The organism is Streptomyces sp. NPDC026500 (assembly GCF_055567635.1).
Map to the genome: position 1 here is coordinate 24041 of NZ_JBVHQB010000040.1, position 26529 is coordinate 50569.

Consider the following 26529-nt stretch of genomic DNA (forward strand, 5'->3'; position numbering starts at 1 on the left):
ATCAAGCGAGCGAACCAGCCTGACTCCCGTGACGACACGGATCAGCAGCGCCGAATTCCGGAAATTGCCTGCACACTCATTGACCCTCACCCCTCGCACCCCTACGTTCACCGCTGGGAAGTTGATTTGAATCGATTCACAACTCCTAGGTGAGGGGCCGCAGTTGATCAGCAGGAGGAACATTTTGGCGGGCGCGGCGGGCGCCGTCGCCGCGACGGCCACCGGAGCGGGACCGGCCATGGCCGCGCCCGCGTCCTCGTCCGCGACGGCGTCCGCGACGGCCGTCTCGCGTGCGCGGCGCGGAGCTCCGCGCATCACCGCTCCGACCGTCGAATACGTCCAGCACCCGTTGGGACTCGACGCGCAACGCCCCCGGCTGAGCTGGCCGATGGTCTCGGACAAGCCGGGGACGCTCCAGAGCGCCTACCAGATCCGCGTCGCCTCCAGCGCGTCGGGCCTGTCCCGTCCGGACGTCTGGGACAGCGGGAAGGTGGCGTCCGGCCAGTCCGTCCTCGTCACCTACACCGGTCCTCGACTCGCCCCGCGGACCCGCTACTTCTGGTCCGTTCGGGTCTGGGACACCGATGGCGCGGCCTCCGGCTGGAGCGCGCCGTCCTGGTGGGAGACCGGACTCATGGACGCGCGGTGGTCGGCGGACTGGGTCTCCGCTCCTGCCGTCCTCACGGACGCGCCCTCCCTCGAAGGCTGCTCCTGGATCTGGTTCCCCGAAGGGGATCCGGCGAGCAGCGCTCCGGCGGAAACGCGGTGGTTCCGGCGGGTCGTCGATGTCCCCGACGGTGTCACGGCGGCGAAGATCGCCATCAGCGCTGACAACGTCTTCTCGCTCTCCGTGAACGACTCGGAAGTGGCCCGCACCGATCTGGCGACGGACCACGACGGCTGGCGCCGTCCGGCCGTCGTCGACGTCCTCGGGCGACTGCGCCCCGGCCGGAACGTCCTCGCGGTCTCGGCGACCAACGCGACGGTGGGGCCCGCCGGTCTGGTCGCCGTACTCACCCTGAGCACGGCGTCCGGCGAGCAGCGGATCGTCACCGACGCCTCCTGGCGGACGACGGACGCGGAGCCCCCGGCCGACTGGCGCGGGGACGGCTTCGACGACAGCGGCTGGTCGGCGGCGAAGGTGGCCGCCGCGTGGGGATCGGGCCCTTGGGGCAGGGTCGTTCCGGCGTCGTTCGCCGCCAACCAGCTGCGGCACGAGTTCACGCTCCCCCGCAAGAAGGTGGCCCGCGCCCGCCTGTACGCCACGGCCCTCGGCCTGTACGAGGCCCACCTCAACGGCCGCCGGGTGGGCCGCGACCAGCTCGCTCCCGGCTGGACCGACTACCGCGAACGCGTCCAGTACCAGACGTACGACGTCACCTCCCTTCTGCGGACCGGCGCCAACGCCATCGGCGCGTATGTGGCGCCGGGCTGGTACGCGGGCAACGTCGGCATGTTCGGGCCTCACCAGTACGGTGAACGCCCCGCACTGCTGGCGCAGTTGGAGGTCGAGTACGCCGACGGGACGAGTGAGCACGTCACTTCGGGCACGGACTGGCGGGCCGCGGCGGGGCCGATCGTCGCGGCCGACCTGCTGGGCGGCGAGACGTACGACGCGCGGATGGAGACCACCGGCTGGACCTCACCCGGTTTCGACGACCGGACCTGGCTCGCGGTCCGCGCCACGGGCGACGGCGTGCCCGGTCAGATCGTCGCGCAGGTCGACGGCCCGGTGCGGGTGGCCGGTGAACGGCCGGCCGAGAAGGTGACCGAACCCGCGCCGGGCGTCTTCGTCTTCGACCTGGGCCAGAACATGGTCGGTTCGGTCCGGCTGCGCGTCTCGGGCGACGCCGGGACGACCGTGTGGATGCGCCATGCCGAGGTCCTCAACCCGGACGGCACCCTTTACACCGCGAATCTGCGCTCGGCCGCGGCGACCGACACGTACACCCTCAAGGGGGGCGGCGAGGAGACGTACGAGCCGCGCTTCACCTTCCACGGATTCCGCTACGTCGAGGTCACCGGGTTCCCCGGCACTCCCTCCGCGCGGGCCGTGACCGGCCGCGTCATGCATACGGCGGCCCCCTTCACCCTTGAGTTCGAGACCGACGTGCCGATGCTCAACCAGTTGCACAGCAACATCACTTGGGGGCAGCGGGGCAACTTCCTCTCCGTCCCGACGGACACCCCCGCCCGCGACGAGCGGCTGGGCTGGACCGGCGACATCAATGTCTTCGCGCCCACGGCCGCGTACACGATGGAGTCGGCCCGGTTCCTCGCCAAGTGGCTCGTGGACCTGCGCGACGGCCAGACCGCGGAGGGCGCGTTCACGGACGTGGCACCCATGGTCGGGACGGTCGGCAACGGCGTCGCGGGCTGGGGCGACGCGGGTGTCACGGTCCCCTGGTCGCTGTACCAGGCCTACGGGGACCGGCAGGTCCTGGCCGATGCCTGGTCGTCCGTCCAGGCCTGGCTGACCTACCTGGAGCGCCACAGCAACGGCCTGTTGCGGCCGGCGGAAGGATACGGGGACTGGCTGAACGTCTCGGACGAGACGCCCAAGGACGTCATCGCCACCGCGTACTTCGCGCACAGCGCCGACCTCGCGGCCCGGATGGCCACGGAACTCGGCAAGGATCCCGCGCCCCACACCGCCCTGTTCGAGCGCATTCGAGAAGCGTTCCGGAACGCCTATGTCGGCGCAGACGGGAAGGTGAAGGGCGACACACAGACGGCGTACGTTCTCACCCTGTCGATGAACCTGCTGCCGGACGCCCTGCGCACGGCGGCGGCCGGCCGTCTCGTCGATCTGATCCGTGCGAAGGACTGGCACCTGTCGACGGGCTTCCTCGGCACGCCCCGGCTGCTGCCCGTCCTCACGGACACCGGGCACACCGATGTCGCCTACCGGCTGCTCCAGCAGCGCTCCTTCCCGAGCTGGGGCTACCAGATCGACAGGGGCTCCACGACGATGTGGGAACGCTGGGACTCCATCCGGCCCGACGGCAGCTTCCAGACCCCCGACATGAACTCCTTCAACCACTACGCCTACGGCTCGGTGGGCGAGTGGATGTACGCCAACATCGCCGGCATCTCGCCGGGCCGGCCCGGCTACCGGGAGATCGTCGTGCGCCCCCGGCCGGGCGGCGACGTCACCTCCGCCCGTGCCACCTTCACGTCCGTGTACGGCCCGGTCTCCACGGACTGGCACCAGCGCTCCGGCGGCTTCGACCTCACCTGCGCCGTGCCCGCCAACACCACGGCCGAGGTGTGGATCCCCGCAACCGGCCCGGACGCGGTCTCCCACAGCCGCGCGACCTTCCTGCGTACGGAGGACGGCTGCGCGGTGTACCGGGTCGGTTCCGGCAGTCACCGGTTCACCACCTGACCGAGGGCCCGAAGGGGAACCGGGACCAGGTGTCCCGAAGGGGGACATGAGTGGACGCCCGCCGGTATACGGCGGGCGTCCACGCGTGTGGCCCCGGTGTCCGCCCGGTGCCTACGGTGTCGCGTCCACCGCGACCGGGATCTCCGCCGCGTCCTCCCGCCCGGTCCTGAACTGCGTCCGGTACAGCTCCGCGTAGCGCCCGTCCACCGCCAGCAGATCCTCATGGGTGCCCCGCTCGACGATCCGGCCCGCCTCGACGACGAGGATCATGTCGGCGGCCCGCACCGTCGACAGCCGGTGCGCGATCACGACGGCGGTGCGGCCTTCCAGCGCCTCGGTGAGCGCCTCCTGGACGGCCGCCTCCGAGGTGTTGTCGAGGTGGGCGGTGGCCTCGTCGAGGATGACGACGCGCTGGCGGGCGAGCAGCAGCCGGGCGATGGTCATGCGCTGGCGCTCGCCGCCGGAGAGCCGGTATCCGCGCTCGCCGACCACGGTGTCGAGGCCGTCGGGGAGCGACCGTACGAGCTCGTCGAGGCGGGCGCGGCGCAGCACGTCCCACAGCTCGTCCTCGCTCGCGCCCGGCCGGGCGAGGAGCAGGTTCTCGCGGACCGAGTCATGGAAGAGGTGCCCGTCCTGCGTGACCATGCCGAGGGTCGCGCGCATCGACGCGGCGCTGAGCTCGCGGACGTCGACCCCGCCGATGCGCACGGCGCCCTCGTCGGTGTCGTACAGGCGCGGCAGCAGTTGCGCGATGGTCGACTTGCCGGCGCCGGAGGAGCCGACGAGCGCGACGGTCTGGCCGGGTTCGGCGCGGAAGGAGATGCCGTGCAGGACCTCGGCACCGCCCCGGGTGTCGAGGGAGGCGACCTCCTCCAGGGAGGCGAGGGAGACCTTGTCGGCGGAGGGGTAGGCGAAGCGGACGTCGTCGAACTCGACGGCGACGGGCCCGTCCGGGACCGCGCGGGCGTCCGGCTTCTCCTCGATGAGCGGCTTCAGGTCGAGCACCTCGAAGACGCGCTCGAAGCTGACCAGCGCGCTCATCACCTCGACGCGCGCCCCGGCGAGCGAGGTGAGCGGTGCATACAGGCGGGTGAGCAGCAGCGCCAGTGAGACGACGGCGCCGGGCTCCAGCGTGCCCTGCAGGGCGAACCAGCCGCCGAGCCCGTAGACGAGGGCGAGCGCCAGGGCCGACACCAGTGTCAGCGCGGTGATGAAGGCGGACTGCGCCATCGCCGTACGCACCCCGATGTCCCGCACCCGCGACGCGCGCGCCGCGAACTCGGCGGACTCCTCCCCGGGCCGCCCGAAGAGCTTGACGAGGGTGGCGCCGGGCGCGGAGAAGCGCTCGGTCATCCGCGTGCCCATGGAGGCGTTGAGGTCCGCGGCCTCCCGCTGGAGCTTGGCCATCCGGCTGCCCATCCGTCGGGCGGGGAGCACGAACACCGGCAGCAGGACCAGCGCGAGCAGGGTGATCTGCCAGGACAGGGTGAGCATCACGACCAGGGTGAGCAGCAGCGTCACGACGTTGCTGACGACTCCGGACAGGGTGTTGCTGAAGGCGCGCTGGGCGCCGATGACGTCGTTGTTGAGTCGACTGACGAGCGCGCCCGTACGTGTACGTGTGAAGAACGCGACCGGCATGCGCTGCACATGATCGAAGACGGCCGTCCGCAGATCGAGGATGAGTCCCTCGCCGAGCGTCGACGAAAGCCAGCGGCTCAGTATTCCGAATGCCGCCTCGGCGAGCGCGATGACGGCGATGAGCACGGCAAGACGGATGACGGTGCTCTCGTCCCCGTGGGTCACGATGGCGTCCACGACGCGCCCCGCGAGCACCGGCGTCGCGACGGCCAGCAGCGCGGTCACCACACTGAGGAGGACGAACTGCGCGATACGACGGCGGTGCGGGCGGGCGAAGGCGGCGATGCGGCGCAGTGTCGCGGGATCGAAGGGACGACGCTCCTGTTGGGCGTTCATGACACTGTGCAGCTGTGTCCAGGCTGTGGTCTCCATGCTCATGGAAGAGACAGTAGGACCTCAAGCTTTGTTGAGGTCAACGGCACCGGTCGGGAACATACGCGCGGACGGCCGGGCACCGGCACCGCTCGGGAGCACGCGCGCGATCGACCGGGCGCCGACACCGGTCCGGAAGATGCGCGCGATCGGCCCCGCGTCGACACCGGGGTCAGCACCGCGGTCGACATCGAGGTGAACACCGGGGTCAACACGGGGCACCCGAGGGCCACCCCTCCCGCAGCTTGCCCGGCGTGTCAGCCGCCGTCTCCGCGCCCGCAACCTCACGTTGGTGCGGTGTGGAAAACCTCTCCCGATGTGACAGCCGTACGACTTCCCCGGGCGCTGCCCCGGCTCCCCCGCCGTCTCACCCTGCGGCCTGCCGTCCGGCCGGTCCTGTGCCTCCTCCCGCTGGCCCTGGTCCTGGTGGTGGCCGTGCGCCACCGGTCCGTGCTCGTCGAGGGTTTCGGCCATCTGAAGTCGGCCGAGTGGCCCTGGCTCGTGGCCGCGGCCGCGGCGACCTGTCTGACCTGGGTCGCCGCGGCCGTGACCCGCCAGGGCGCGGTCATGGAACGGCTGCCGGCGCGCCGACTGCTCGCCACGCAGTTCGCCGCGGGCGCGGCGAACCATCTGCTGCCGACGGGGCTCGGCGCCGGGGCGGTCAATCTGCGATTCATGACGGGGTGCGGAGTGCCGCTGGCCCGCTCGTCGGCCGCGCTCGCGCTGTATCTGCTCGCCGAGTCGGTGACCCGGCTGAGCCTGCTCATCGGTCTGCTGATCGCGTTCCCCGGAGCACTGCGGCTCGGCGGTCTGCTGCCGGACGGGACGGCCGGCCCGCTGCTGCTCGGCATCGGCGCGGCCGTGTGCGCAGCGGTGGCGGCGCTCGCTCTCGTACGGCGGCTGCGCTCGGCCGTCTTCTCCTTCCTGCGCACCGCTTTCGGCGAGGCCCGCTCGGTGCACACCCGTCCGTCCCGGGCCTTCGCGCTGTGGGGCGGCTCGCTCGCCTTCCCGCTGCTCCAGGCGGCCGGACTGGCCGCGGTGGGGCGTGCGCTGGGACTCCCGGTCTCCCCCACGCACATGATGATCGCCTACTTGGCGGCGACGGTCGCGGTCGCGATGGTGCCGACGCCCGGCGGTCTCGGTTCGGTGGAGGCGGCGCTGATCCTGGCGCTGGTCGCCGCGGGCGGACCGGTGGCGGTGGCGACCGCGGTGGTGCTGGCGTACCGGATCATCACCGTGTGGGTGCCGCTCCTCCCGGGGGCGCTGACGCTGGGGGCGCTGGTCCGCTACAAGGTGATCTGAGCCCGGCCTGTCCGTCCCGGCTCGCGCGGTGTGCTCAGCCCCGTGACCGGGACGTGAGAGGCCGAGCTCATCGGCTCCGGGCGCGCGGCCGACCGGCCCGGGATCCCGGGGCAGGGACCAAGCCCGTCCGCTCCGGCTCGTGCGTTCCGTCGCGTGCTGTGATACCGAGGAGTAACCACGGCGTGCGACGAGGCACGTCGGCGCAGAAAGGGACAGCGCGATGCCGGTCCGGATCGAACGTCAGGGTCACGTCACCACCGTCATCCTCTCCCGGCCCACGGCCCGTAACGCGGTGGACGGGCCGACCGCCGCCGAACTCGCGGACGCCTTCCGGAAGTTCGAGGCCGACGAGACGGCGCGCGTCGCCGTGCTCTGGGGCGAGGGCGGCACCTTCTGCGCGGGCGCGGACCTCAAGGCCATCGGTACCGAGCGCGGCAACGAGGTCGCCGAGGAAGGTGACGGGCCGATGGGTCCCACCCGCCTGCGCCTGACCAAGCCGGTGATCGCGGCGGTCGCAGGACACGCCGTGGCCGGTGGTCTGGAACTGGCGCTCTGGTGCGATCTGCGGGTCGCCGAGGAGGACGCCGTCTTCGGGGTGTTCTGCCGCCGCTGGGGGGTGCCGCTGATCGACGGGGGCACGGTACGGCTGCCCCGGCTCATCGGCATGAGCCGCGCGATGGACATGATCCTCACCGGTCGCCCGGTCACCGCTGCGGAGGCGTACGGGATGGGGCTCGCCAACCGGCTCGTCCCGGTCGGCCGGGCCCGCGCCGAGGCCGAGCGACTGGCCGCCGAGATCGCCGACTTCCCGCAGTCCTGTCTGCGCAGCGACCGTGCCTCGGTCCTCGACCAGGAGGGCCTGATCGAGAAGGAGGCCATGCGGACCGAACTCCGGTACGGCATGGGCGTGCTGGACGAGAGCATGGAGGGTGCGGCCCGCTTCGCCTCCGGTGCGGGGCGGCACGGTTCGTTCGGCGGGCTCTGACACCGGGGCCCAGCCCGGCAAGGGCCGTGGCGGCGGCACCCGCACCCCTTGCCGGACCGGAGGCCGTGGCCGCCTCACCGGCGAACCCGGCCCGGCAGAGGCAGTTGGCCGGACCGGCCGCCAAGGGGGGCCGCACACAGGGCTGGTGACGGAGGGGCATGCGGATGCGGCAGGATGAGCGGTCCCCCCGGACGATGACGAACACCCGTCCGGGCATGATCGTGCGTTCCCGGATTCGAGCAGGTGGCAAGTGACGACACAGCACATTCGGCCCGCGGGCCCTCACCCCGGTCCCGGCTTCCGAGGAGGTCATCGATGAAGCGCTCCGTCACCGTGGACGACCTGATGATCGCCGGAATAGCCGTGGCAGCCGGGCTGCTGGCGGCGTTCCTGCTGCGGATGCTGCTGCGCTGGCTGGGCAGGCACGCCGAGCGCACCCGCTGGAGCGGCGACGACATCATGGTGGACGCGCTGCGCACCGTGGTGCCGTGGTCGGCCGTCGCCGGGGGCATCGCCGCGGCGGCCGCGGTGCTTCCGCTGACCGCGCCGGTCGGCCGCACCGTCAACCGGTCACTGACCGTTCTGCTCATCCTGGTCACGACGGTCACCGCGGCCCGGCTGATCACCGGCCTGGTCCGGTCGGTCACCCAGTCCCGCTCGGGCGTCGCCGGTTCGGCCACCATCTTCGTCAACATCACCCGGGTCGTGGTGCTGGCGATCGGCTTCCTGATCGTCCTGCAGACCCTCGGGATCTCGATCGCGCCCCTGCTGACGGCCTTGGGTGTGGGCGGTCTGGCCGTCGCCCTCGCCCTCCAGGACACGCTCGCCAACCTCTTCGCGGGCGTGCACATCCTCGCGTCGAAGACGATCCAGCCGGGCGACTACATCCAGCTGAGCAGCGGCGAGGAGGGGTACGTCGTCGACATCAACTGGCGCAACACCACGGTCCGTCAGCTCTCCAACAACCTGGTCATCATCCCCAACGCCCAGCTCTCGGGCACCAACATGACCAACTTCACCCGGCCCGAGCAGCGGATGACGCTCACCGTGCAGGTCGGCGTCGGCTACGACAGCGACCTGGACCACGTCGAGCGGGTCACCAACGAGGTCGTCGCCCAGGTGATGACCGGGATCGACGGTGCCGTCCCGGAGCACGAACCCGCGGTGCGTTTCCACACGTTCGGCGACTCCCGCATCGGTCTCACCGTGATCCTCGGCGTGGGCGAGTTCAGCGACCAGTACCGGATCAAGCACGAGTTCATCAAGCGCCTGCACAAGCGCTACCGGGACGAGGGCATCCGGATTCCGTCGCCCGCCCGCACGGTCGCGCTCCAGCCCGGCGGCACGGGGTTCCTGGAGACCGCCATCCCCCATCAGCGCGAGGCCGCGAAGCGGCCCTGAGAAGCGGCCCGCGGATCGGGTCCGAGAACGACCTGAGAACGGGCCGGGGGCCGGGCGGAACACTCCGCCCGGCCCCCGTCCGGTCGCCGTCCGGTCGCCGGCGCGATCAGAGCGTGGCGGTCGAGTCCGGGTAGTGGCCGGGCGCGCGGTTGCGCGGTGCGACCAGGCTCGACACCACCGGGGTGACCGTCCAGTCCGGGTGGTTCGGCATGCGCGGTGTCCTCGTCCCGTACAGCCAGTCGTTCAGGAAGCCGGACTGGTCCTGTCCGGAGATCTCGGAGGCGACCGCGATGTAGTCCGCGGTGGTCGCCGCGGAGTTGCGGTGGCGCGCGAGGAAGGTGCGCTCGATGCGGTTGAAGACGTCCTCGCCGACGACCTCGCGCAGCGCGTAGAGGACCAGGACACCGCCCAGGTAGCGCTGGTTGTCGAAGAGGTTGGCCTCGTTCGGCGCGGCGACGGGCCCGGAGTCCTTGCGCCACTGGTCGCCCCTGGCGTAGGTGTCCTTCATCCGGGCTTCCATGGTCGTCATGCCGAGCGAGTCGGCCCAGCCCCGCTCGTAGCGGTAGAGCAGCCCGTAGAAGTCCGCGTGGCCCTCGTTCAGCCACAGATCGGCCCAGTCGGCCGGGCTGACACTGTTGCCGAACCAGGAGTGGACCAGCTCGTGCATCATGTGCGAGCCGATCTTCTTCTCCTCCTGGAGCAGGAAGTTCGGCTTGTAGAGCGTCAGGGTCTGGGTCTCCAGGCCCGTGAAGTCGAAGGCGTTCGCGGCGTCGGAGTTGCAGGGCAGGAGCCCGTACGTCTCGAACGGGTAGGCGCCGAGGCGCTGCTCCAGCCAGTCGAGAAGGCCGGGGGTGAGCGCGAGCGCCGGTTCCAGCGCGGCGGCGCGCGCGGTCGGGACGACGTCCCGCAGCCCCAGCCCGTTCGGTCCCTGCCGCTCCTTGACGACGTAGTCGCCGACCGTGATCTGCACCAGCTCGGTGGCTATCGGGGAACCCGAGCGGTACGTGTACGCGGTCCGGTCGCCGTCGAGGCTCTCCGTGCAGACCAGCGTGCCGTTCGCGACACCGCGCAGGGTGTTCGGCACGGTGATGCGGAAGCTGAAGTCCGCCTTGTCCATCGGGTGGTCGTTGCTCGGGAAGACCGTGTGCGCCGAATTCGGCTGAGGACACACCGCGAAGCCGTCGGGGGTGGGAACCCAGGCGGTGTGCGCGAGTGCCTTGGCCGGGTCGACGCCGTACTCGACACAGACCGCGACGGCGCGGGACCTCGGCAGGGTCCGGACCGGGGTGACCCGCAGCTTCTCGTCCGCCTGCTCGAAGCCGGCCGCGACACCGCCGACCCGCACCGCGCGCACATCCAGGCCGAGCGCGTCGAGCGAGAAGCGGGAGAGGTCCTGGGTCGCCCTGATCATCAGGGTCGCCTTGGCGTCGACCAGCCGGGTCGTGGCGTCGTACGAGAAGTCGAGGTGGTAGGCCTCGACGCGGTAGCCGTCGTTGCCGAGGGCCGGGAAGACGGAATCGCCGAGGGTCTCCGCGCCCGGGGTGCCCTCATCGGGCCTTAACGCGAGGGGACGCGCCGAGGCCGTGGGTGCGGCGACGAGCACGGCGGCCGTGCCGAGCAGCGCGGCCGCGGGGGCCGTCACTCTGGTGCGATATCTCATGGGTCGCTTTCGTTCGGGCGGCGGGAGCCTGGCGGTCCGCCGCAAGATCAAGTACGTGATCACCTTCCAGTACGCCTGGGCGGGGCGCCCGGTTGCCTCGAACCGGCGATTCCCGCGTTCACTCCGGCCGCCGTTTTGGCCCGGCGCGACGGGGGCGGTGTCCGATCCGGCCCGCCCGGTCCGCTGCGGACGGCGGTTTTCCCCCACACCCGGCCCGACCCGGGACAGACCCCTGTCGAGCCGGGGCCACTCACGAGATATCTTGATGTCGAGCAATGTTGCAGACGTGGAGCGGAGCACCCGGTGACTGACTCGACCATCATTTACACGCACACTGACGAGGCCCCGGCCCTGGCGACGTATTCGTTCCTGCCGGTGGTCCAGGCGTACGCCTCGCAGGCGGGTGTCACTGTGGAGACCCGTGACATCTCGCTGGCCGGGCGCATCATCGCCCTCTTCCCGGAGTTCCTCCAGGAGGACCAGCGCATCGCGGACGCCCTGTCCGAGCTCGGTGAGCTGGCCAAGACGCCCGGCGCGAACATCATCAAGCTGCCGAACATCTCGGCCTCGATCCCCCAGCTGAAGGCGGCCGTAGCCGAGCTTCAGGCCCAGGGCTACGCGCTCCCGGACTACCCGGACGACCCGAAGTCGGACGAGGAGCGCGACATCCGCGCCCGTTACGACAAGGTCAAGGGCAGCGCCGTGAACCCGGTGCTGCGCGAGGGCAACTCCGACCGCCGCGCCCCCGCGTCGGTCAAGAACTATGCCAAGACCCACCCGCACCGCATGGGCAAGTGGACGTCCGACTCGAAGACGAACGTCGCCACCATGGGTGTCGACGACTTCCGCTCCACCGAGAAGTCCGCGGTGATCACCGAGGCCGGCGCGCTGCGGATCGAGCTGGTCGGCGACGACGGCTCCACCACCGTGCTGCGCGAGTCCGTACCCGTCCTCGCGGACGAGGTCGTGGACGCGTCCGTCCTGCACGTCGCGCCGTTGCGCGAGTTCCTCACCGAGCAGATCGCCCGCGCCAAGGCCGAGGACGTGCTGTTCTCGGTGCACCTCAAGGCCACGATGATGAAGGTCTCCGACCCGATCGTCTTCGGTCACGTGGTGCGCGCCTTCTTCCCGAAGACGTTCGCCGCGCACGGCGCGACGCTCGCCGCCGCCGGTCTGACCCCGAACGACGGTCTCGGCGGCATCTACAAGGGCCTGGAGGCGCTGCCCGAGGGTGCCGAGATCAAGGCCTCCTTCGACGCCGAGCTCGCCGAGGGCCCGGCCCTCGCGATGGTCGACTCCGACAAGGGCATCACCAACCTGCACGTGCCGTCCGACGTCATCGTCGACGCCTCGATGCCGGCCATGATCCGCACGTCCGGCCACATGTGGGGCCCGGACGGACAGGAGGCCGACACGCTCGCGGTCCTGCCGGACAGCAGCTACTCCGGTGTCTACCAGGTCGTCATCGACGACTGCCGCGCCAACGGCGCCTTCGACCCGTCGATCATGGGCACCGTCCCGAACGTCGGTCTGATGGCGCAGAAGGCCGAGGAGTACGGCAGCCACGACAAGACCTTCGAGGTCCCGACGACCGGCACGGTCCGCCTCGTCGACCAGGCCGGCAACGTCGTCCTGGAGCAGGCCGTCTCCGCCGGCGACATCTTCCGCGCCTGCCAGACGAAGGACGCCCCGATCCGCGACTGGGTGAAGCTGGCCGTCACCCGCGCCCGCGCCACCGGCGACCCGACCGTGTTCTGGCTGGACGAGGACCGCGCGCACGACGCAGTGCTGATCGAGAAGATCAAGCGGTACCTGCCGGAGCACGACACCGAGGGCCTGGACATCCGCATCCTGTCCCCGGTCGAGGCGACCAAGCTGTCGGTGGAGCGCATCCGCCGCGGCGAGAACACGATCTCGGTCACCGGCAACGTGCTGCGCGACTACCTGACCGACCTGTTCCCGATCCTGGAGCTGGGCACCAGCGCCAAGATGCTGTCGATCGTCCCGCTGATGGCGGGCGGCGGCCTCTTCGAAACGGGCGCCGGCGGCTCCGCGCCGAAGCACGTGCAGCAGCTGGTCAAGGAGAACTACCTGCGCTGGGACAGCCTCGGTGAGTTCCTCGCGCTGGCCTCCAGCTTCGAGCACCTCGCGACCACCACGGGCAACGCGCGCGCCCAGGTGCTCGCCGACACCCTCGACCGCGCGACGGCGACCTTCCTCAACGAGGACAAGTCGCCGACCCGTCGCGTCGGCGGCATCGACAACCGCGGCAGCCACTTCTTCCTGTCCCTGTACTGGGCCAACGAGCTGGCGCAGCAGACCGACGACGCGGACCTCGCCAAGGCGTTCGCCCAGCTCGCCGAGACGCTCACCGCGCAGGAGCAGACGATCGTCGACGAGCTGAACGCGGTCCAGGGCCACCCGGCCGACATCGGCGGCTACTACCAGCCCGACCCGGCCAAGGCCGCGACGGTCATGCGCCCGTCCGCCACCTGGAACGAGACGCTGGCGATCCTCGCCTGACCGACGCACCACCCAGCACCACCCCCGCGGGCACAGTTCCGCGCACGCCGCCCCGGCCGGATCCTCCGGCCGGGGCGGCGTCGTCGTGAGGTCCTCCCGGCGCGTCACGGTGACAGCTGCGGCCCACCTGGGGGATCACCGGTGGCGGGCCGGAACACCCGTTCATAACTTCGGCCTATGACCAAACAACAGATGGCCTACCTCGCGTGCACCGCGGTGGTCGTGGCCTCGGGCGTGGGCGCCGCCCTGCCGGCCGACCACCCGTCAGTGCACCTGGTACGCCAGGGTGAATCCATCCAGAAGGCCGTGAACTCGGCGCGGGCCGGCGACACCGTCGTCGTCGCGCCCGGCACCTACCACGAGAGCGTCACCATCACGGTGCCGAACCTGACCCTGCGGGGGGCGAGCGCCCGTGCCACCGTCATCGTGCCGGGTACGGCCACGACCGACGCGTGCGCCAAGGCGGGCAACGGCATTTGTGTGACAGGGACGGACAAGAGTCCCGTCCGGGGCGTCACCGTCACCTCACTGACCCTCAGGGGCTTCTCCAAACAGGGTCTGTGGGCGTCGGGGACCGATCGGCTGACGGTCCGCGGGGTGACCGCCGAGAAGAACGGCCAGTGGGGCCTCGCCGAGGAGAGGTCCGTTCGCGCGAGGTTCGTCCGCAACATCGCGAAGGACAACGGCGACGCCGGAGTGTTCCTCTCCAACACGGTCGCCACCGAGGAGGGAGCCCGCGACACCCTGGGAACGGTGGTCGCCCACAACCAGCTGAGCGGCAACCGGATCGGCATCACGGTGCGGCGGCTGCGGAACCTGACCGTCGCCCGCAACGAGGCCACCGGCAACTGCACCGCGGTGTTCATCGTGGGTGACGAGAACAAGCCCCGGGTCGGGGACCTGTCCGTGCGCCGGAACTACATCCACGCCAACAACAAGTCCTGTCCCAAGACCGCCCGGCTGCCCGCCCTCCAGGGCTCGGGGATCGTCCTCACCGGTGCCGAGGACGTGCGCGTGACGCACAACAGGGTCGAGGACAACGTGGGCACGTCCCCGCTGTCGGGCGGCATCGTCCTGTTCAAGAGCTTCGTCGGCGCGCTCAGCGAACGCAACGTGGTGCGCGACAACGTGGTCCTGCGCAACGGCCCGTCCGATCTCGCCAACCGCGACACCGGCAAGGGCAACACGTTCCGGGGCAACACCTGCAAGGTCTCCGAGCCCGCCGGAATGTGCTGACGTCCCGGCCCGACCGCAGCACCGGGGCCGCACCCCCGTACAGCCCGGTCGTCCCTCCGTTCGGACCGGTCCGCCCCCCATTCGGACCGGTCCGGTCTCCCCGTACGGCACGACACCAGAAACGAGGCATTGAATGACGACTGTCGATCAGAGTCCCCCGCCGCCCATGCGGCTGAGGGAACTCGTCTTCGGGGCGGCCTGTGCCGCCGCCGTACGCGCCGCGGCGCGGCTGGGTGTGGCGGACGCCCTGGACGACACGCCCATGAGCGCGGAGGACCTGGCCGCCGCGGTGAAGACCCAGCCGGGCACCCTGCGCCGGCTGCTGCGCGCCCTGTCCTGCCAGGGCGTCTTCGTGGAGCGCCCCGACGGCACGTTCGCGCACACGGAGATGTCCCGCCTGCTGCGCGAGGACGACCCGAACTCCCTGCGGTACATCGCCCTGTGGTGCACCGAGCCCTGGACGTGGAACGTCTGGCCGAACCTCGACGAGGCGGTCCGCTCCGGCCGCAACGTCTTCGAGGACGTGTACGACAAGGAGTTCTTCGAGTACCTCAACGAAGACGCCCCCGAGTCCGCGCACGTCTTCAACCGGGCCATGACGACGTCCAGTTCGCAGTCGGCGCGGGACGTCGCGGACCTGCTCGACCTGCGGGGCGTGAAGACGGTCGCCGACATCGGAGGCGGCCAGGGTCAGGTCGTGGCCAGTCTGCTGGAGAAGCACCCCGGCATGCACGGCACCCTGCTCGACCTGCCGGGCGTGGTGGAGAACGCCGATCCGCGGCTGCGGAGCGGCGGGGCGCTGGCCGACCGGGTGCGGATCGTGGCCGGGGACTGCCGTGAGGACATCCCGGTCCAGGCGGACGTGTACATCATCAAGAACATCCTGGAGTGGGACGACGAGAGCACCCGCCGGGCGCTCGCGAACGTCCGCAAGGCCGCACGGCCCGGTGCCCGGGTCGTCGTCATCGAGAACCTCGTGGACGACACCCCGTCGATGAGGTTCACGACCGCCATGGACCTGCTGCTGCTCCTCAACGTCGGCGGTGCCAAGCACACCCGGCAGAGCATGGTCGACCGGCTCACGGCCGCGGGCCTGGTCATCGGCGAGATCCGCTCGGTGAACGCCTATCTGCACGCCTTCGAGTGCACCGTCCCCGGCTGATCCGGGAGGCATTGGAGAAAACCCGAGGCCGCCGGTTCCGCTTCGTCGCGGAGCCGGCGGCCTCGGGTTGTGTCCGGTGCCCGCTCAGCGCGCGGCGTCCCGCTCCCAGCGGTAGAAGCAGTGCGCCATGGCGTCCTTGGGGCTCCGCCAGGTCTGCGGGTCGTACGCGCTGACGTACGCCGACAGTTCCTCGCTGACGCTCTTGAACTCGGGGTGTCCGGCGATCTTCGCGATGGCCGGTCCCGGGTCCCGCTCGGATTCGATGAGGTGCAGATACACGTCACCGAACTGGAAAAGGCTGCGCCGGTTGACCCCGATGAGGTGCGGGAGTTCACCCCGGTCGGAGGCGGCGAACACGTCGGAGATCGCCGGCGCCGAGTCGGGCGCCATGCGGGCGACGATCAGGGCGTGGTGCATCGGAAGTCCTTTCTGTGCCGGTGGCGGCGGTCAGCGGGGCATGGCGGCCGGGCTGCGGCGCTCACGGGCGGCCTGCTCGATCCGGTCCCGGATGAGGGCCATCTGTGTGACGGAGTTGCGGTTGATGTTGTCCGTCATCCAGGCGTCGTCGACCGGGGCGTCGGGCTTCATCGCGAAGTCCTGCACCCAGCGCATGTGGGTGCCGGCCGGGGTCTCCTCGTACTCCCAGCGGATGTTCATGTGCGCGAACGGGCCCGTCTCGACGCGGCGCGCCCGGACGGTCCGCTTCGCGCGGTCCACCGTGCGCTCCGACACCCAGCTCCACACCTTGCCGTTCTCGTCCGGGTGCATGGTGAGGCGGAAGGTCGTCGTGTCGCCGTCCCGGGAGAGGACTTCGAGGGACGCGTACTCGCTGAAGAGCCGCGGCCAGTTCTCGATGTCGTTGGTGATGTCCCAGACGAGGTCGAGCGGGGCGTCGATGACGATGCTGTTCTCGGTGTGTCCGGCCACTTCAGGCTCCAGCCTTGAGGGTGTCGTTGACGAGATCGAGGAACTCACGGGGGGTCTTGCAGCGCTCCGCGTCGGGCGGCAGGGGCCGGCTGTACCGGTTCTCCAGCTCGCCGACGATGCCGAGCAGGGCGAGCGAGTCGAGTCCGAGGGTGCCGAACGGCGCGTCCAAGGACTGCGCGAGTTCCATGGGGTCGACGGTTATACCGGCCGCCTTCTTCATGAGCGCGGCCAGTTCGTCGACGGTCACTTCGGTGGTGATCATGCGGGTGTTCTCCTCACGTGCGGCCCGGACTACCGGGCGTGGTCACCGCCGCGGCGCACGACCAGGGCCGCGTTGGACCCCATGAGTCCCCGGCTGAGGACCAGGGCCGTGCGCAGTTCGGCGGGGCGGGCGTTCGACATCACCAGGTCGAGGTCGTGGCAGATGTCGAACACGTTGGGGGTCGGGGGAATCTGGCCGTGCTCCATCGCGAGCACCGCCGCCGCGGTGTCCAGCAGGGGTGCCCCGCAGTAGGCCCGGCCGATTCCCGTCTTGGGTGCCGTGACGGGTACCCGGGTGCCGTGCGCCCCCAGGGCGTCGGCGATGGCCAGGGCTTCGGCGCGGTCCGCGGCCGGGACTCCCAGGGCGTCGGCGAACACGACGTCGATCTCCTCCGGGGCGCAGTCGGCCTCGGCGAGGGCGCCCCGGATCGCGTGCGCGAGTCCCTCCCGGGACCGCTCCCACTGCGAGGCGCCGGTGAACGTGGCCGCGTGTCCGGCGACGACGGCCCGGACCGCCGCTCCCCGGTCGCGCGCACGCCGCTCGTCCTCCACGACGAGCATGGCACCGCCCTCCGCGGGTACGAAGCCGCAGGCTCCCTTGGTGAAGGGGCGGTAGGCGCGATCGGGGTCCTCGACGGTACTGAGCTCGGGGTAGGCGAGCTGGCAGACCATCGAGTACGGGGCCAGGGGCGCCTCGGCGGCGCCGACGACCATGGCGCCGGTGCCGCGCCGTACGCCCCGGGCGGCGTGCGCGATGGCGTCCAGTCCCCCGGCCTCGTCGCTCGCGACGACTCCGCACGGCCCCTTGAAGCCGCCGCGGATGGAGATCTGGCCGGTGCTCGCGGCGTAGAACCAGGCGATGGACTGGTACGGGCCCACGAACCGGGAGCCCTGGCCCCACAGTTTCTGCAGTTCCCGCTGGCCGAACTCGCCGCCGCCGGATCCTGCGGCGGTGACCACGCCGACGTCGTACGCCTCCTCGGGGTCGACCGCTCCGAGGCCCGCGTCGTCGAGGGCGAGAACGGTCGCGGCCATCGCGAAATGGCTGAAGCGGTCGGTCTGGACGAGGAACCGCTCCTCGATGAGGTCGGCGGCGTCGAAGGCCCGGACCTCACCCGCGACGCGCAGCGGCAGATGCTCGCAGCCCTCGCGGGTGATCCGGTCCAGAACGCCGAGGCCTTCCCTGACGGACTTCCAGTAGGCGTCGGCGCGCAATCCGTTGGGCGCGATCACACCGATTCCGGTGACGGCCGCGCGCCGGGGGCGCTGAGTGCTCATCGTGTCCTCCCACCCGGCCCGGTCAGGAGCACCGCGGACTGGAATCCGCCGAACCCGCTGCCGACGGAGAGCACATTCCTGAGCTTCCGGGGGCGTGCGGTGCGCGGCACGTAGTCCAGGTCGCATTCGGGGTCGGGGGTTTCGTAGTTCGCCGTGGGCGGCACCACCTGGTGCTTCAGGGCGAGGACGCAGGCGACGACCTCGATCGCGCCGATCGCGCCCAGCGAGTGGCCCACCATGGATTTGATGGAGCTCATGGGCGTGTTGTACGCGTGCTCGCCCAGGGACTGCTTGACCGCGGCGGTCTCGTGCCGGTCGTTCTGCCGGGTGCCCGAGCCGTGCGCGTTGACGTAGTCGATCAGCGTGGGGTCGAGGCGGGCCTGGTCGAGCGTGCCGTCGATCGCCCGGGACATTTCCAGGCCCTCGCTGGTCAGACCGGTCATGTGGTAGGCGTTGCCGTAGGTGGCGTAGCCGCCGATCTCGCAGTAGATGTGCGCGCCTCGGGCTCGGGCGTGCTCGTACTCCTCCAGGACCAGCACGGCCGCGCCCTCGCCCATGACGAAGCCGTTGCGGTTGGCGTCGAAGGGCCGGGAGGCGTGCTCGGGGTCGTCGTTGTTGGGCGACGTGGCCTTGATGGCGTCGAAGCAGGCCATCGTGATCGGGGATATCGGCGAGTCGGACGCCCCGGTTATGCAGACGTCGGCCCGGCCCTCCTCGATGGTGTGGAAGGCGTATCCGACCGCGTCGAGTCCGGAGGTGCAGCCGGTGGAGACGGTCTGCACGGGGCCCTGCGCCCCGAACTGCGAGGCGACGACCGAGGCGAGCGTGCTGGGCGAGAACGCCAGGTGCAGTTGCGGTTCGGCCGGGCGGTGGTCCACGTCCCAGCGCCGGCCCCCTTCGCTGACCAGGACGTAGTCGTGTTCGAGGCGGGTGGTGCCGCCGACGGCGCTGCCCAGGCAGACTCCGACGCGCCAGGGATTCTCCCGGCCGGCGTCGAATCCTGAGTCACGGACGGCTTCCCCGGCGGCGACGACCGCGAACTGTATGTAGCGGTCGGCGTGGCGGGTCAGGTCCGGATCGAGTCCGTGCTCGAGCGGATCGAAGTCGCATTCGGCGGCTATGCGCGAGCGCAGGCCCTCCGGATCGAACAGCGTGATGCCGCGGGTCGCGGTCCGGCCGGCCGCGAGGAGGTCCCAGAACGCCTTTGCCCCGGTGCCTCCCGGAGCGACCACACCGATACCGGTGACGGCCACCCGCCGGGTCACTGTATGGCCCCACTTCGTTCGGACGCCTGTCCGTGGTCCGGCGCGGACAGGTCCGGCCCGCCGATGACGACCTCGTGGCCGGGCGCGGCGTCGGTCTCTTCGGTGTCGACGTGGCCGAGGCTCGGACGCGGGGCGAGCGGGCCCAGGTGGAAGACCATGCGGGCTTCCTCGTCGCCGACGTTGCGGAAGCGGTGCCGCATGTCGATCGGGATCAACAGGCCCTGGTCGGGCCGGAGCGCGAACGCCTCACCGTCCAGATCCACTTCGAGGGCGCCGCTGACCACGTACACGAACTCCTCGGAGTACGGGTGGTAGTGCTCGCCGATGCGCTCGCCGGGCTGGATGATGGCCAGCCCCATGAATCCGCTGGTGGACCCCGCCGTGGCGGGCGTGAGCAGGGCCCGGATGTCTCCTCCGCGCCTGCGGTTGGGTTCCGTCTCGCTCAGGTCCACGATGCGTGGATGGTGCTTGATCATGCTTGATACCTCCGGGTGTGGCGAGGACGTCGGATGGGACGTCCGGGGACGCGGGCTGCGGCGGTCCGTCAGGAGCCCGCCGAGCTTCGGTCGGTGATCGGCAGCATGTCGGCGTGCGACAGGAGGCGGTTGATGTTGCGTTCCGTCGCCAGGGAGCCTTCGACGCCGATCGCGGCACCGTCGAGGAGGCGCTCCAGCTCGGCGGCCTTCTTGGCGCCCTTGAGGCCGAGGGAGGCGACGGGGTCGACGTCGAGCTCGCCGACCATGTCGATGAGCCGCACCACGATGTCGTCGCGCTGGAACACGGTGCTGCTGTACACGGGGCTGTCCTTGTCGTCGGCCGCGGCCTCGTCCTGGTGGGCGAGCAGCCGGGCCAGTTCCATTCCGCAGCCCGGCCGGGCCGGGTAGTACAGCGCGTGCCGGCGCAGCTTCGCGGGTTCCTTGCGGCCGGAGACCACGTGGTGCACGGCCGGGAGCGCCGCTCGGGTGAAGAAGACCCGCGCCGAGTCGGCGTCGCTCAGGTCCCGGTCCTGCTCCAGGTAGGGGTTGATGGCCTCCTCGACCGCCCTCACCTCGGGCTGGCGCGATACGTGGCGCAGTGCCGCGAGGAGGTCGCCCTCCACCTCCACGGCCCGCACGACGCGGTTGCCGTGCATGAACAGCGAGGTGCGGCGCAGCCGGGTCTTGTCGTCGACCTGGGCCTGGGGCGACTGGTACCCGGCCAGGATCTCCGCGACCTTCGACTCGGATCCGGGCTTGACGGTGAAGGTGAGGGCATGGCGCGCCACACCGTCGCCGACGCGGGCCTCGACCTGCCGGGGCGTCCTGGCCGACTCCGGGGTGAGCGGCTCGGCGGGGCTGGTCTCGCGGAGGATGCTGTAGCGCATCGACCGGGTGTCCCGGACGCAGCTGTGCATCGGCCTGACGGTTTCGACGTGCTCCTCGCTGTTCACCCAGGCGAGGAAGGGCGGGGCGCTCTCCCACTCGCTGGTGATGAGCCACTGCGAGGGGTTCTCGATCGACTGGCACAGCTGGTCACTGAGGTGACCGGGGACCGAGGCGACCTGGTTGCGCATGAGTTCGTACGCGTCGAGGAACTGCTGCTGAGCGCCCTCGTACAGGTCGAGCAGCAGGATCACCCGAAGCTTCGAGCCGTCGAACGCCGACTGCGAGATACGTCCCGATTTGGGCATTGCGGCACACCTCTCCTCTTCGTCACGGAAGTCAGGAACGACCGCGGTATCCGAAACGCCGGGGCCGCCATGAACTGATCGTTGACGCGAGGCCGGGACTCCGCGAGCCCCACGGGTCGGAAGGGTGAACCGCGCGCCATCCGGGTGCCCCTGCCGTGCGAACCGGTCCACAAAGGGCATGGAATCTCCATCCCCATCCCTCACTCACGTCGCCGGCGTCGCCGGTGGCGCTGGAGGCAGTCAATGAACCGATTCGAAGACTCCGGAGACATCGGTCACCACACGCCCGTCCTCATCGTCGGCGGCTCTCTGGTGGGCCTGTCCACGTCGCTGTTCCTGGGACGCCTCGGAGTGCCGCACATCCTGGTGGAGCGCCACGCGGGTACCTCCATCCACCCGCGCGGGCGCGGCAACAATGTGCGCACCATGGAGATCTTCCGGGTGGCCGGGGTGCAGCGGCGCATCGAGGAGGCCGCGTCGGTCCTCGCGGACAACCACGGCATCCTGCAGACGCCGACCCTGGTGGGCGATGCCGGGGAGTGGCTGTTCAAGGAGATCGACCCCGGCGGCGGGCTGGCCCGCTTCAGCCCGGGTGCCTGGTGCCTGTGCAGCCAGAACGACCTCGAACCGGTGCTGCTGGAGAGCGCCCGGGAGCTGGGTGCGGACCTGCGGTTCTCCACGGAGCTGATGTCGTTCGAGCAGGACTCCGAAGGAGTGACGGCAAAGGTCAAGAGCCGGGAGACCGGCGAGCACACGACGATCCGCGCGGACTACCTCGTCGCGGCGGACGGTCCGCGCAGCCCCATCCGCGACACGCTCCGCATCGGGCAGACCGGGCCGGGCGACCTGTTCCACAACGTGAGCCTCACGTTCACCTCCCGCGGCCTCGCGGACGTCGTCGGCGACCGGCGGTTCATCGTCTGCTATCTGACGGATCCGGAGGCCGACGGGGCTCTGCTGCCCGTGGACAACAAGGAGCACTGGGTCTTCCACGCGCCCTGGCACCCCGAACACGGCGAGACCCTGGAGGAGTTCACCGACGAGCGCTGCGTGGAGCACATCCGGCGGGCCGTCGGCGTGCCGGATCTCGATGTGGAGATCACCGGCCGGGCGGCGTGGCACGCGGCCGAACGGGTCGCCGAACGGTACGCGCAGGGACGGGTGTTCCTGGCCGGCGACTCGGCCCACGAGATGTCACCCACCGGGGCGTTCGGCTCCAACACCGGTATCCAGGACGCGCACAACCTCGCCTGGAAGCTGTCCGCGGTGCTGGGCGGCTGGGCCGGCCCGGGCCTGCTGAAGTCGTACGACGCCGAGCGCCGGCCGGTGGCGGAGGCGACGAGCGCACGCGCCTCGTCGCGTTCGGTCGAGCACAGCCACCCCGGGTACACCCCGGAGCCCGGAGCCGGCGGGCAGGGCGGCCCCGGCGGCAGGAAGGGCGGGATTCTCAATGTGGCGCTCGCCTACCGCTACCCGAAGGGCGCGGTCCTGGGCGCCGATGCGGCCGCTCCGGTCGTGCCCGACGGCGTACGGCTGACGGGCGAGCCGGGAAGCCGGGCGCCGCACCTGTGGCTGACCCGCGCCGGCGCCCGGATCTCCAGCCTCGATCTGTACGAGCGTTCCATGGTGCTGCTGAGCTCGGCGGACGGTGCCGGCGCGTGGCACGCGGCGGCGAAGGACACGGCCCGCCAGCTGTCCGTCCCGCTCGACTCGTACCGGATCGGCGACGGGCCCGAGGCGGACCTGGTCCCCGCGGGCGACACGGACTGGGCGGCGGTCCACGGCGTCTCCGCGGACGGTGCGGTGCTGGTCCGCCCCGACGGCTTCGTCGCCTGGCGGTCCGAGGGCCCGTCCAAGGACCCCCGGACGACCCTGCGCAAGGCCTTGGTCGCACTCCTGGACCAGGCCTGACCTGCCTTTCCGGCACGGCAAGCCTCGCCCACCGACCGGTCGGCGAGGCGGCCGGCCGGCCGGTTCAGGCGATGTCGACGACGGTCCGCAGCGCCTCCCCGGTGCGCATCTGGCGGATCGCCTCGTTGATGTCTGTCAGTGGTACGTGGTGAGTGATCATCGACTCCAGATCGATGCGGCCCGCGCGCCACAGGTCGATGATCGTGGCATACGTACGGCGGATGTCGCCGCCACCGTAGAAGGACGGCAGGATCGCCTTCTCGTTGAGGACGAGCTCGGCCACGCTGATGTCCGTCAGGTCGGTGCGCGAGCCGGCGCCCACCAGGCAGACCGTGCCGCCGAGGCGGGTGGCGTCGTACGCGGCGCGCAACGTGGCGGCCTTGCCCACGGCCTCGAAGGCGTAGTCGAAGCCGAAGCCGCCGGTGAGGCGCCCGGGACCCTGTCTGGACCCGGACTTCGGCGAGAGCCCTTGCGCCCCACACCAGCACCACTTCCCAGGCCCTCCCTGTTGCTACTGGCTCTGCTGTTCCCCCGATGTGCGGGAGGTGCTGGTCAGCTGGTCAGCTGGTCAGGGCGGCTTAACGGGGTTTCAGGTTCGTTCGTTCGGCCGTTGCCTGGTCGGCGTAGTGTTTCTCCTCGGACTCGACGGGGCTGAGGTAGCCGAGCCGTTTCTGGATGCGTCGGGAGTTATAGAAACCGTCGATGTATTCGAAGAGCGCGAGGTTCGCCTCGGCCCGGGTGGCGAAGACGCGGCCGCGGATGCACTCAGTCTTGATCAGCATCCACAAATTCTCCGCGAGAGCTCTATCGTACGAGTCCCCGACCGAGCCTATGGACGCCTGAACTCCAGCCCGCACAAAACGAGTTGTGTGTCTCAAAGACGTGTACTGACAGCCGTGGTCGGCCTGGTGCACGAGAGTGCCGGGCTCGACCTCGCGGGACGCGCGGGCGTACTCGAGGGTGGTAAGGACTAGGTCGACGTCCGCTCGCGCAGAGGTCTCCCAGGCCACCACCCCGCGCGAGAACGCGTCCCGGATCGCCGACAGCCACAGCGGCCCTTCACCGGTGGCGATCATCGTGAGGTCGGTGACCCACAGCCGGTTCGGCGCGGGTGCCGTGAAGTCACGCTCGATCAGGTCCGGGGCGAGCGTGACCTTGAGACCGCGGCGCGTGAAGCCGCTCCGGCAAGGGCTGACGCCTGCGATGTCAGCCTCGCGCATCTGGCGCTCGACCCGTTTGCGGCCCACGTGCACACCTTCGCGCTTCAAGGCCCGGCCGTGGCGTGAGGCGACAGCTACGGCCTCATCAACATCTATCTGTGCAGGAGCTGGAATCGTCACCCTTGCGGCGTCGGCCGGGTCACTGACAACCAGGCTGACCGCTAAACAAGGAGCAGCCTGTCCCTGCGCGGGACTCGGCTGTGGCATGTGCGGTGCACGCAGGAACTGACGCCGATACCGAACGGCTTCGACCACCGCCGGCCCCTGGCCATCGTGCCGCCGCTTGGCTAGGCGGCCGGGGCCCACGGCTCCGCCCGGCGCGCAACACCCGTGAGCACGCCCGGTCCCCGGCCGCGTCCGCGCCGCCCTCCCGCCCATCCTTCTCCTTCATTCAGCCAAAGGCAAAAGCGGTCGCAACGGGGATGTCAGAGTACCGACCACGCCCGCACAGGGAGGTGACCTGCACGGATTCCGTGATGTGGGTGATCCTCGCGCAAGAGAAGTCGCAAGAGATCTCGCAGGAGATGCGGCAAGAGTCGGTGCAAGAGATGTGGTTCGAACGGTAGTTCCGTCGGGCCGTGGCATCTTCGTACGGCTCTGATCGACGTTCAGGACGAACTCGGTCAGGTCCGCGCAGATCTGCGGACGCTCTTCCAGCGGGTGTCGTGGTCGACCGAACCGCTGGATGCGTGGGAGGCGCACGAGAACGCCTGGCGAACGTCGCCCCGTCCCTCCTCCCCCGGGCTGGGTCCCCAGGACGTGGCGGATAGCGCCCCGGCTCCGAGTGAGGGGGCGCGAACGCGCGGCGCTGATCGTCGCCCGCACGTACTGGAGCGGCCGCGCTCCGGACGCCGCCGGATTCCCGTGGCCGCTGTGCGCGCCATCAGGTGCAGGACCCGATCACCAGCGAGTACGCCGTCGGCGAGAGGAGCCGGCAGGTGCGCCAGTTCCATCCGTCGCGGAACAGCGCACCGCCCCCTCCGGATTGCGCAGGCGGTAGGCCACCGATCCCTTGCTGCGCAGTCCCACTACAGCACCGATCTCCGACACGGTCAGCCCCTCGATGGACAAGCCGATGATGTGCAGGATCTGTTCCTCCCGCACGGTCAGCTGCGCAGGCCGCGCCGTTTCACCGCTGCGCATCCACGCCAGCGCGGGCCCGACTGCGCAACTCCGCCCGCACAGCCAACCCCCGATCAGAACGGATGCCACCACAACCACGTCAACAACTTCACCAAACGACGACGCAGCTTTCCCTCCCTGCTGCGCGCTGCGCAGGGAAATTGCGCAAACGCACTGCACAACAGAAAGGGGGCTGCGCAATGATCTGCGCATTGCGGCGTCCGGTCCCGTTCACGGCACTACGTCACCTGCGCACCGCAGAGAGCGACTCCCCCACGCAGACGCTCCCCCGACCGCACGACGCCAGGTTCGAGGCCGGCGGGTACCCGCCGGCAGGGGCGCCAGATCCCGCGCGGCCACGGGATGCTCGGACACCCTCCCGATGTGGCGGACGAGAGCGCCCCGATCTGCTTTCCACCGTAGACACGGCCGCCCCGACCACGAAACCCCCACCAGGTACATCGCTTTCCGGCGCCTCCCCCAACCACGGCTTCCGACACCCGACCACAGCCCCTACCACAGCAGGTCAACGCGCTACCCAACCTCTCGATGTCCACAGCCAGAAGGGGGTTCCGGGAGCCGTCGGCTGGTGGGGGCGCGGTCGGCGCACTTCGTAGCCTTCGGCTTCCCGCCGACTGAACGGCACCGACACCACCACCATGGGGTGGCCCCACCAGCGTCGCAGGGCCACGCTGGAATGCATGGTCCGTCCGCCAGCGATGGCGCCGCGGGCGCTGTGCCCGTCGACCACCGATCAGAGCATCGTGAACGAGCGCCCAGGAGAAGAAGGCAGCTCGGCAACGTCCCTTCGAGAGCGTCCGCCAGCGACGGGAATCCCCGCGCCACGACATACGCGGACTTCGTGTCCGGTGGACAAGTAACTGTCGACCTGCCACTCCGAGGGCATCAGGACCTCTACGGCGTGCTGATTACACGACGCAACGCCCCCATCGAAGCGGCCGCGCCACTCTGGAGGACAACGGCAGCGGGCCACCTGGGTCAGGATGAGAGCGGCAGGTCCGCGAGCATGACGGCGTAGAGCGGAGAGTCCGGGAAGGGCTGACGCTCGCCGACCTTCCGGAAGCCCCAGTCCTCGTACAGCGCCTGCACGCGGGGGTGTTTGACGTCCACGAGGAGGACGGCGAGGTCCTCGGGCCTCTCCTGCAGGAGTGCCCGGGAGAGCGCGTCCGCCACGCCCTGCTTGCG

21 protein-coding genes are annotated in these 26529 nt (G+C 70.5%); 8 read left to right on the forward strand and 13 right to left on the reverse strand.

Annotated elements, in window-relative coordinates:
* The first annotated feature begins 163 nt into the window (after positions 1-163).
* Positions 164-3388 carry an alpha-L-rhamnosidase gene (locus ACZ4N5_RS40510; protein WP_467761979.1) on the forward strand — a complete coding sequence of 1075 codons (3225 nt, stop codon included), beginning with the start codon at positions 164-166 and terminating at the stop codon, positions 3386-3388.
* 111 nt (positions 3389-3499) lie between these two features.
* On the opposite strand, the gene ACZ4N5_RS40515 is transcribed toward ACZ4N5_RS40510, so the two are convergent.
* Positions 3500-5401: an ABC transporter ATP-binding protein gene (locus ACZ4N5_RS40515; protein WP_467761999.1), complete on the reverse strand. Its 1902-nt coding sequence runs from the start codon at positions 5399-5401 to the stop codon at positions 3500-3502.
* 318 nt (positions 5402-5719) lie between these two features.
* Between ACZ4N5_RS40515 and ACZ4N5_RS40520 the strand changes: the two genes are divergently transcribed.
* The 3 genes from ACZ4N5_RS40520 (at position 5720) to ACZ4N5_RS40530 (ending at position 9089) form a co-directional block, all read left to right on the forward strand.
* Positions 5720-6703, forward strand: coding sequence for a lysylphosphatidylglycerol synthase transmembrane domain-containing protein (locus ACZ4N5_RS40520; RefSeq protein WP_467762000.1), 984 nt, complete (start codon positions 5720-5722; stop codon positions 6701-6703).
* Between the two features lie 220 nt (positions 6704-6923).
* Complete coding sequence (locus ACZ4N5_RS40525; RefSeq protein ID WP_467761980.1) at positions 6924-7688, forward strand: crotonase/enoyl-CoA hydratase family protein; 765 nt, start codon at positions 6924-6926, stop codon at positions 7686-7688.
* A 315-nt stretch (positions 7689-8003) separates the two neighbouring features.
* Positions 8004-9089 (forward strand): mechanosensitive ion channel family protein, encoded by a 1086-nt coding sequence (locus ACZ4N5_RS40530; RefSeq protein ID WP_467761981.1) that lies wholly within the window; start codon positions 8004-8006, stop codon positions 9087-9089.
* Positions 9090-9195: 106 nt separating this feature from the next.
* Here ACZ4N5_RS40530 and ACZ4N5_RS40535 read toward each other — a convergent pair whose 3' ends face one another.
* Positions 9196-10749, reverse strand: a complete 1554-nt coding sequence (locus ACZ4N5_RS40535; protein ID WP_467761982.1) for a M1 family metallopeptidase — start codon at positions 10747-10749, stop codon at positions 9196-9198.
* 303 nt (positions 10750-11052) lie between these two features.
* Here ACZ4N5_RS40535 and ACZ4N5_RS40540 point away from each other — a divergent pair, with 303 nt between their 5' ends.
* The 3 genes from ACZ4N5_RS40540 (at position 11053) to ACZ4N5_RS40550 (ending at position 15670) form a co-directional block, all read left to right on the forward strand.
* Positions 11053-13272, forward strand: coding sequence for an NADP-dependent isocitrate dehydrogenase (locus tag ACZ4N5_RS40540; RefSeq protein WP_467761983.1), 2220 nt, complete (start codon positions 11053-11055; stop codon positions 13270-13272).
* Between the two features lie 177 nt (positions 13273-13449).
* Positions 13450-14508, forward strand: a complete 1059-nt coding sequence (locus tag ACZ4N5_RS40545) for a right-handed parallel beta-helix repeat-containing protein (protein ID WP_467761984.1) — start codon at positions 13450-13452, stop codon at positions 14506-14508.
* Between the two features lie 133 nt (positions 14509-14641).
* Positions 14642-15670, forward strand: a complete 1029-nt coding sequence (locus ACZ4N5_RS40550) for a methyltransferase (RefSeq protein WP_467761985.1) — start codon at positions 14642-14644, stop codon at positions 15668-15670.
* 84 nt (positions 15671-15754) lie between these two features.
* Here ACZ4N5_RS40550 and ACZ4N5_RS40555 read toward each other — a convergent pair whose 3' ends face one another.
* The 7 genes from ACZ4N5_RS40555 to ACZ4N5_RS40585 all read right to left on the reverse strand — a co-directional run bounded on the left by ACZ4N5_RS40555 (position 15755) and on the right by ACZ4N5_RS40585 (position 21070).
* Positions 15755-16087: a TcmI family type II polyketide cyclase gene (locus ACZ4N5_RS40555; RefSeq protein ID WP_467761986.1), complete on the reverse strand. Its 333-nt coding sequence runs from the start codon at positions 16085-16087 to the stop codon at positions 15755-15757.
* 30 nt (positions 16088-16117) lie between these two features.
* Entirely contained in the window at positions 16118-16597 is a 480-nt protein-coding gene (locus tag ACZ4N5_RS40560) for an SRPBCC family protein (protein ID WP_467761987.1), read from the reverse strand.
* A gap of 1 nt (position 16598) precedes the next feature.
* The gene (locus tag ACZ4N5_RS40565; protein ID WP_467761988.1) at positions 16599-16859 is read right to left on the reverse strand and encodes an acyl carrier protein; all 261 of its coding nucleotides are present in this window, start codon (positions 16857-16859) and stop codon (positions 16599-16601) included.
* Positions 16860-16888: 29 nt separating this feature from the next.
* Entirely contained in the window at positions 16889-18136 is a 1248-nt protein-coding gene (locus tag ACZ4N5_RS40570) for a ketosynthase chain-length factor (protein ID WP_467761989.1), read from the reverse strand.
* Positions 18133-19401, reverse strand: coding sequence for a beta-ketoacyl-[acyl-carrier-protein] synthase family protein (locus ACZ4N5_RS40575; protein ID WP_467761990.1), 1269 nt, complete (start codon positions 19399-19401; stop codon positions 18133-18135). Before ACZ4N5_RS40575 ends, ACZ4N5_RS40570 begins: the two co-directional genes overlap by 4 nt.
* A complete protein-coding gene (locus ACZ4N5_RS40580) occupies positions 19398-19877 on the reverse strand; it encodes a cupin domain-containing protein (RefSeq protein WP_467761991.1) in 480 nt (159 codons plus the stop codon). Before ACZ4N5_RS40580 ends, ACZ4N5_RS40575 begins: the two co-directional genes overlap by 4 nt.
* Positions 19878-19945: 68 nt before the next feature.
* Positions 19946-21070 (reverse strand): SchA/CurD-like domain-containing protein, encoded by a 1125-nt coding sequence (locus tag ACZ4N5_RS40585; protein WP_467761992.1) that lies wholly within the window; start codon positions 21068-21070, stop codon positions 19946-19948.
* A 243-nt stretch (positions 21071-21313) separates the two neighbouring features.
* Here ACZ4N5_RS40585 and ACZ4N5_RS40590 point away from each other — a divergent pair, with 243 nt between their 5' ends.
* Positions 21314-22981, forward strand: coding sequence for an FAD-dependent oxidoreductase (locus ACZ4N5_RS40590; protein ID WP_467761993.1), 1668 nt, complete (start codon positions 21314-21316; stop codon positions 22979-22981).
* 64 nt (positions 22982-23045) lie between these two features.
* On the opposite strand, the gene ACZ4N5_RS40595 is transcribed toward ACZ4N5_RS40590, so the two are convergent.
* From ACZ4N5_RS40595 to ACZ4N5_RS40610, 4 genes are all read right to left on the reverse strand, one after another.
* Entirely contained in the window at positions 23046-23369 is a 324-nt protein-coding gene (locus tag ACZ4N5_RS40595; protein ID WP_467761994.1) for a hypothetical protein, read from the reverse strand.
* 190 nt (positions 23370-23559) lie between these two features.
* Positions 23560-24579, reverse strand: a complete 1020-nt coding sequence (locus ACZ4N5_RS40600) for an IS3 family transposase (protein WP_467761995.1) — start codon at positions 24577-24579, stop codon at positions 23560-23562.
* 522 nt (positions 24580-25101) lie between these two features.
* A complete protein-coding gene (locus ACZ4N5_RS40605; protein ID WP_467761996.1) occupies positions 25102-25344 on the reverse strand; it encodes a hypothetical protein in 243 nt (80 codons plus the stop codon).
* A gap of 978 nt (positions 25345-26322) precedes the next feature.
* Positions 26323-26529 (reverse strand): N-acetyltransferase (locus ACZ4N5_RS40610; RefSeq protein ID WP_467761997.1); only part of this gene is annotated, 207 nt, incomplete at its 5' end.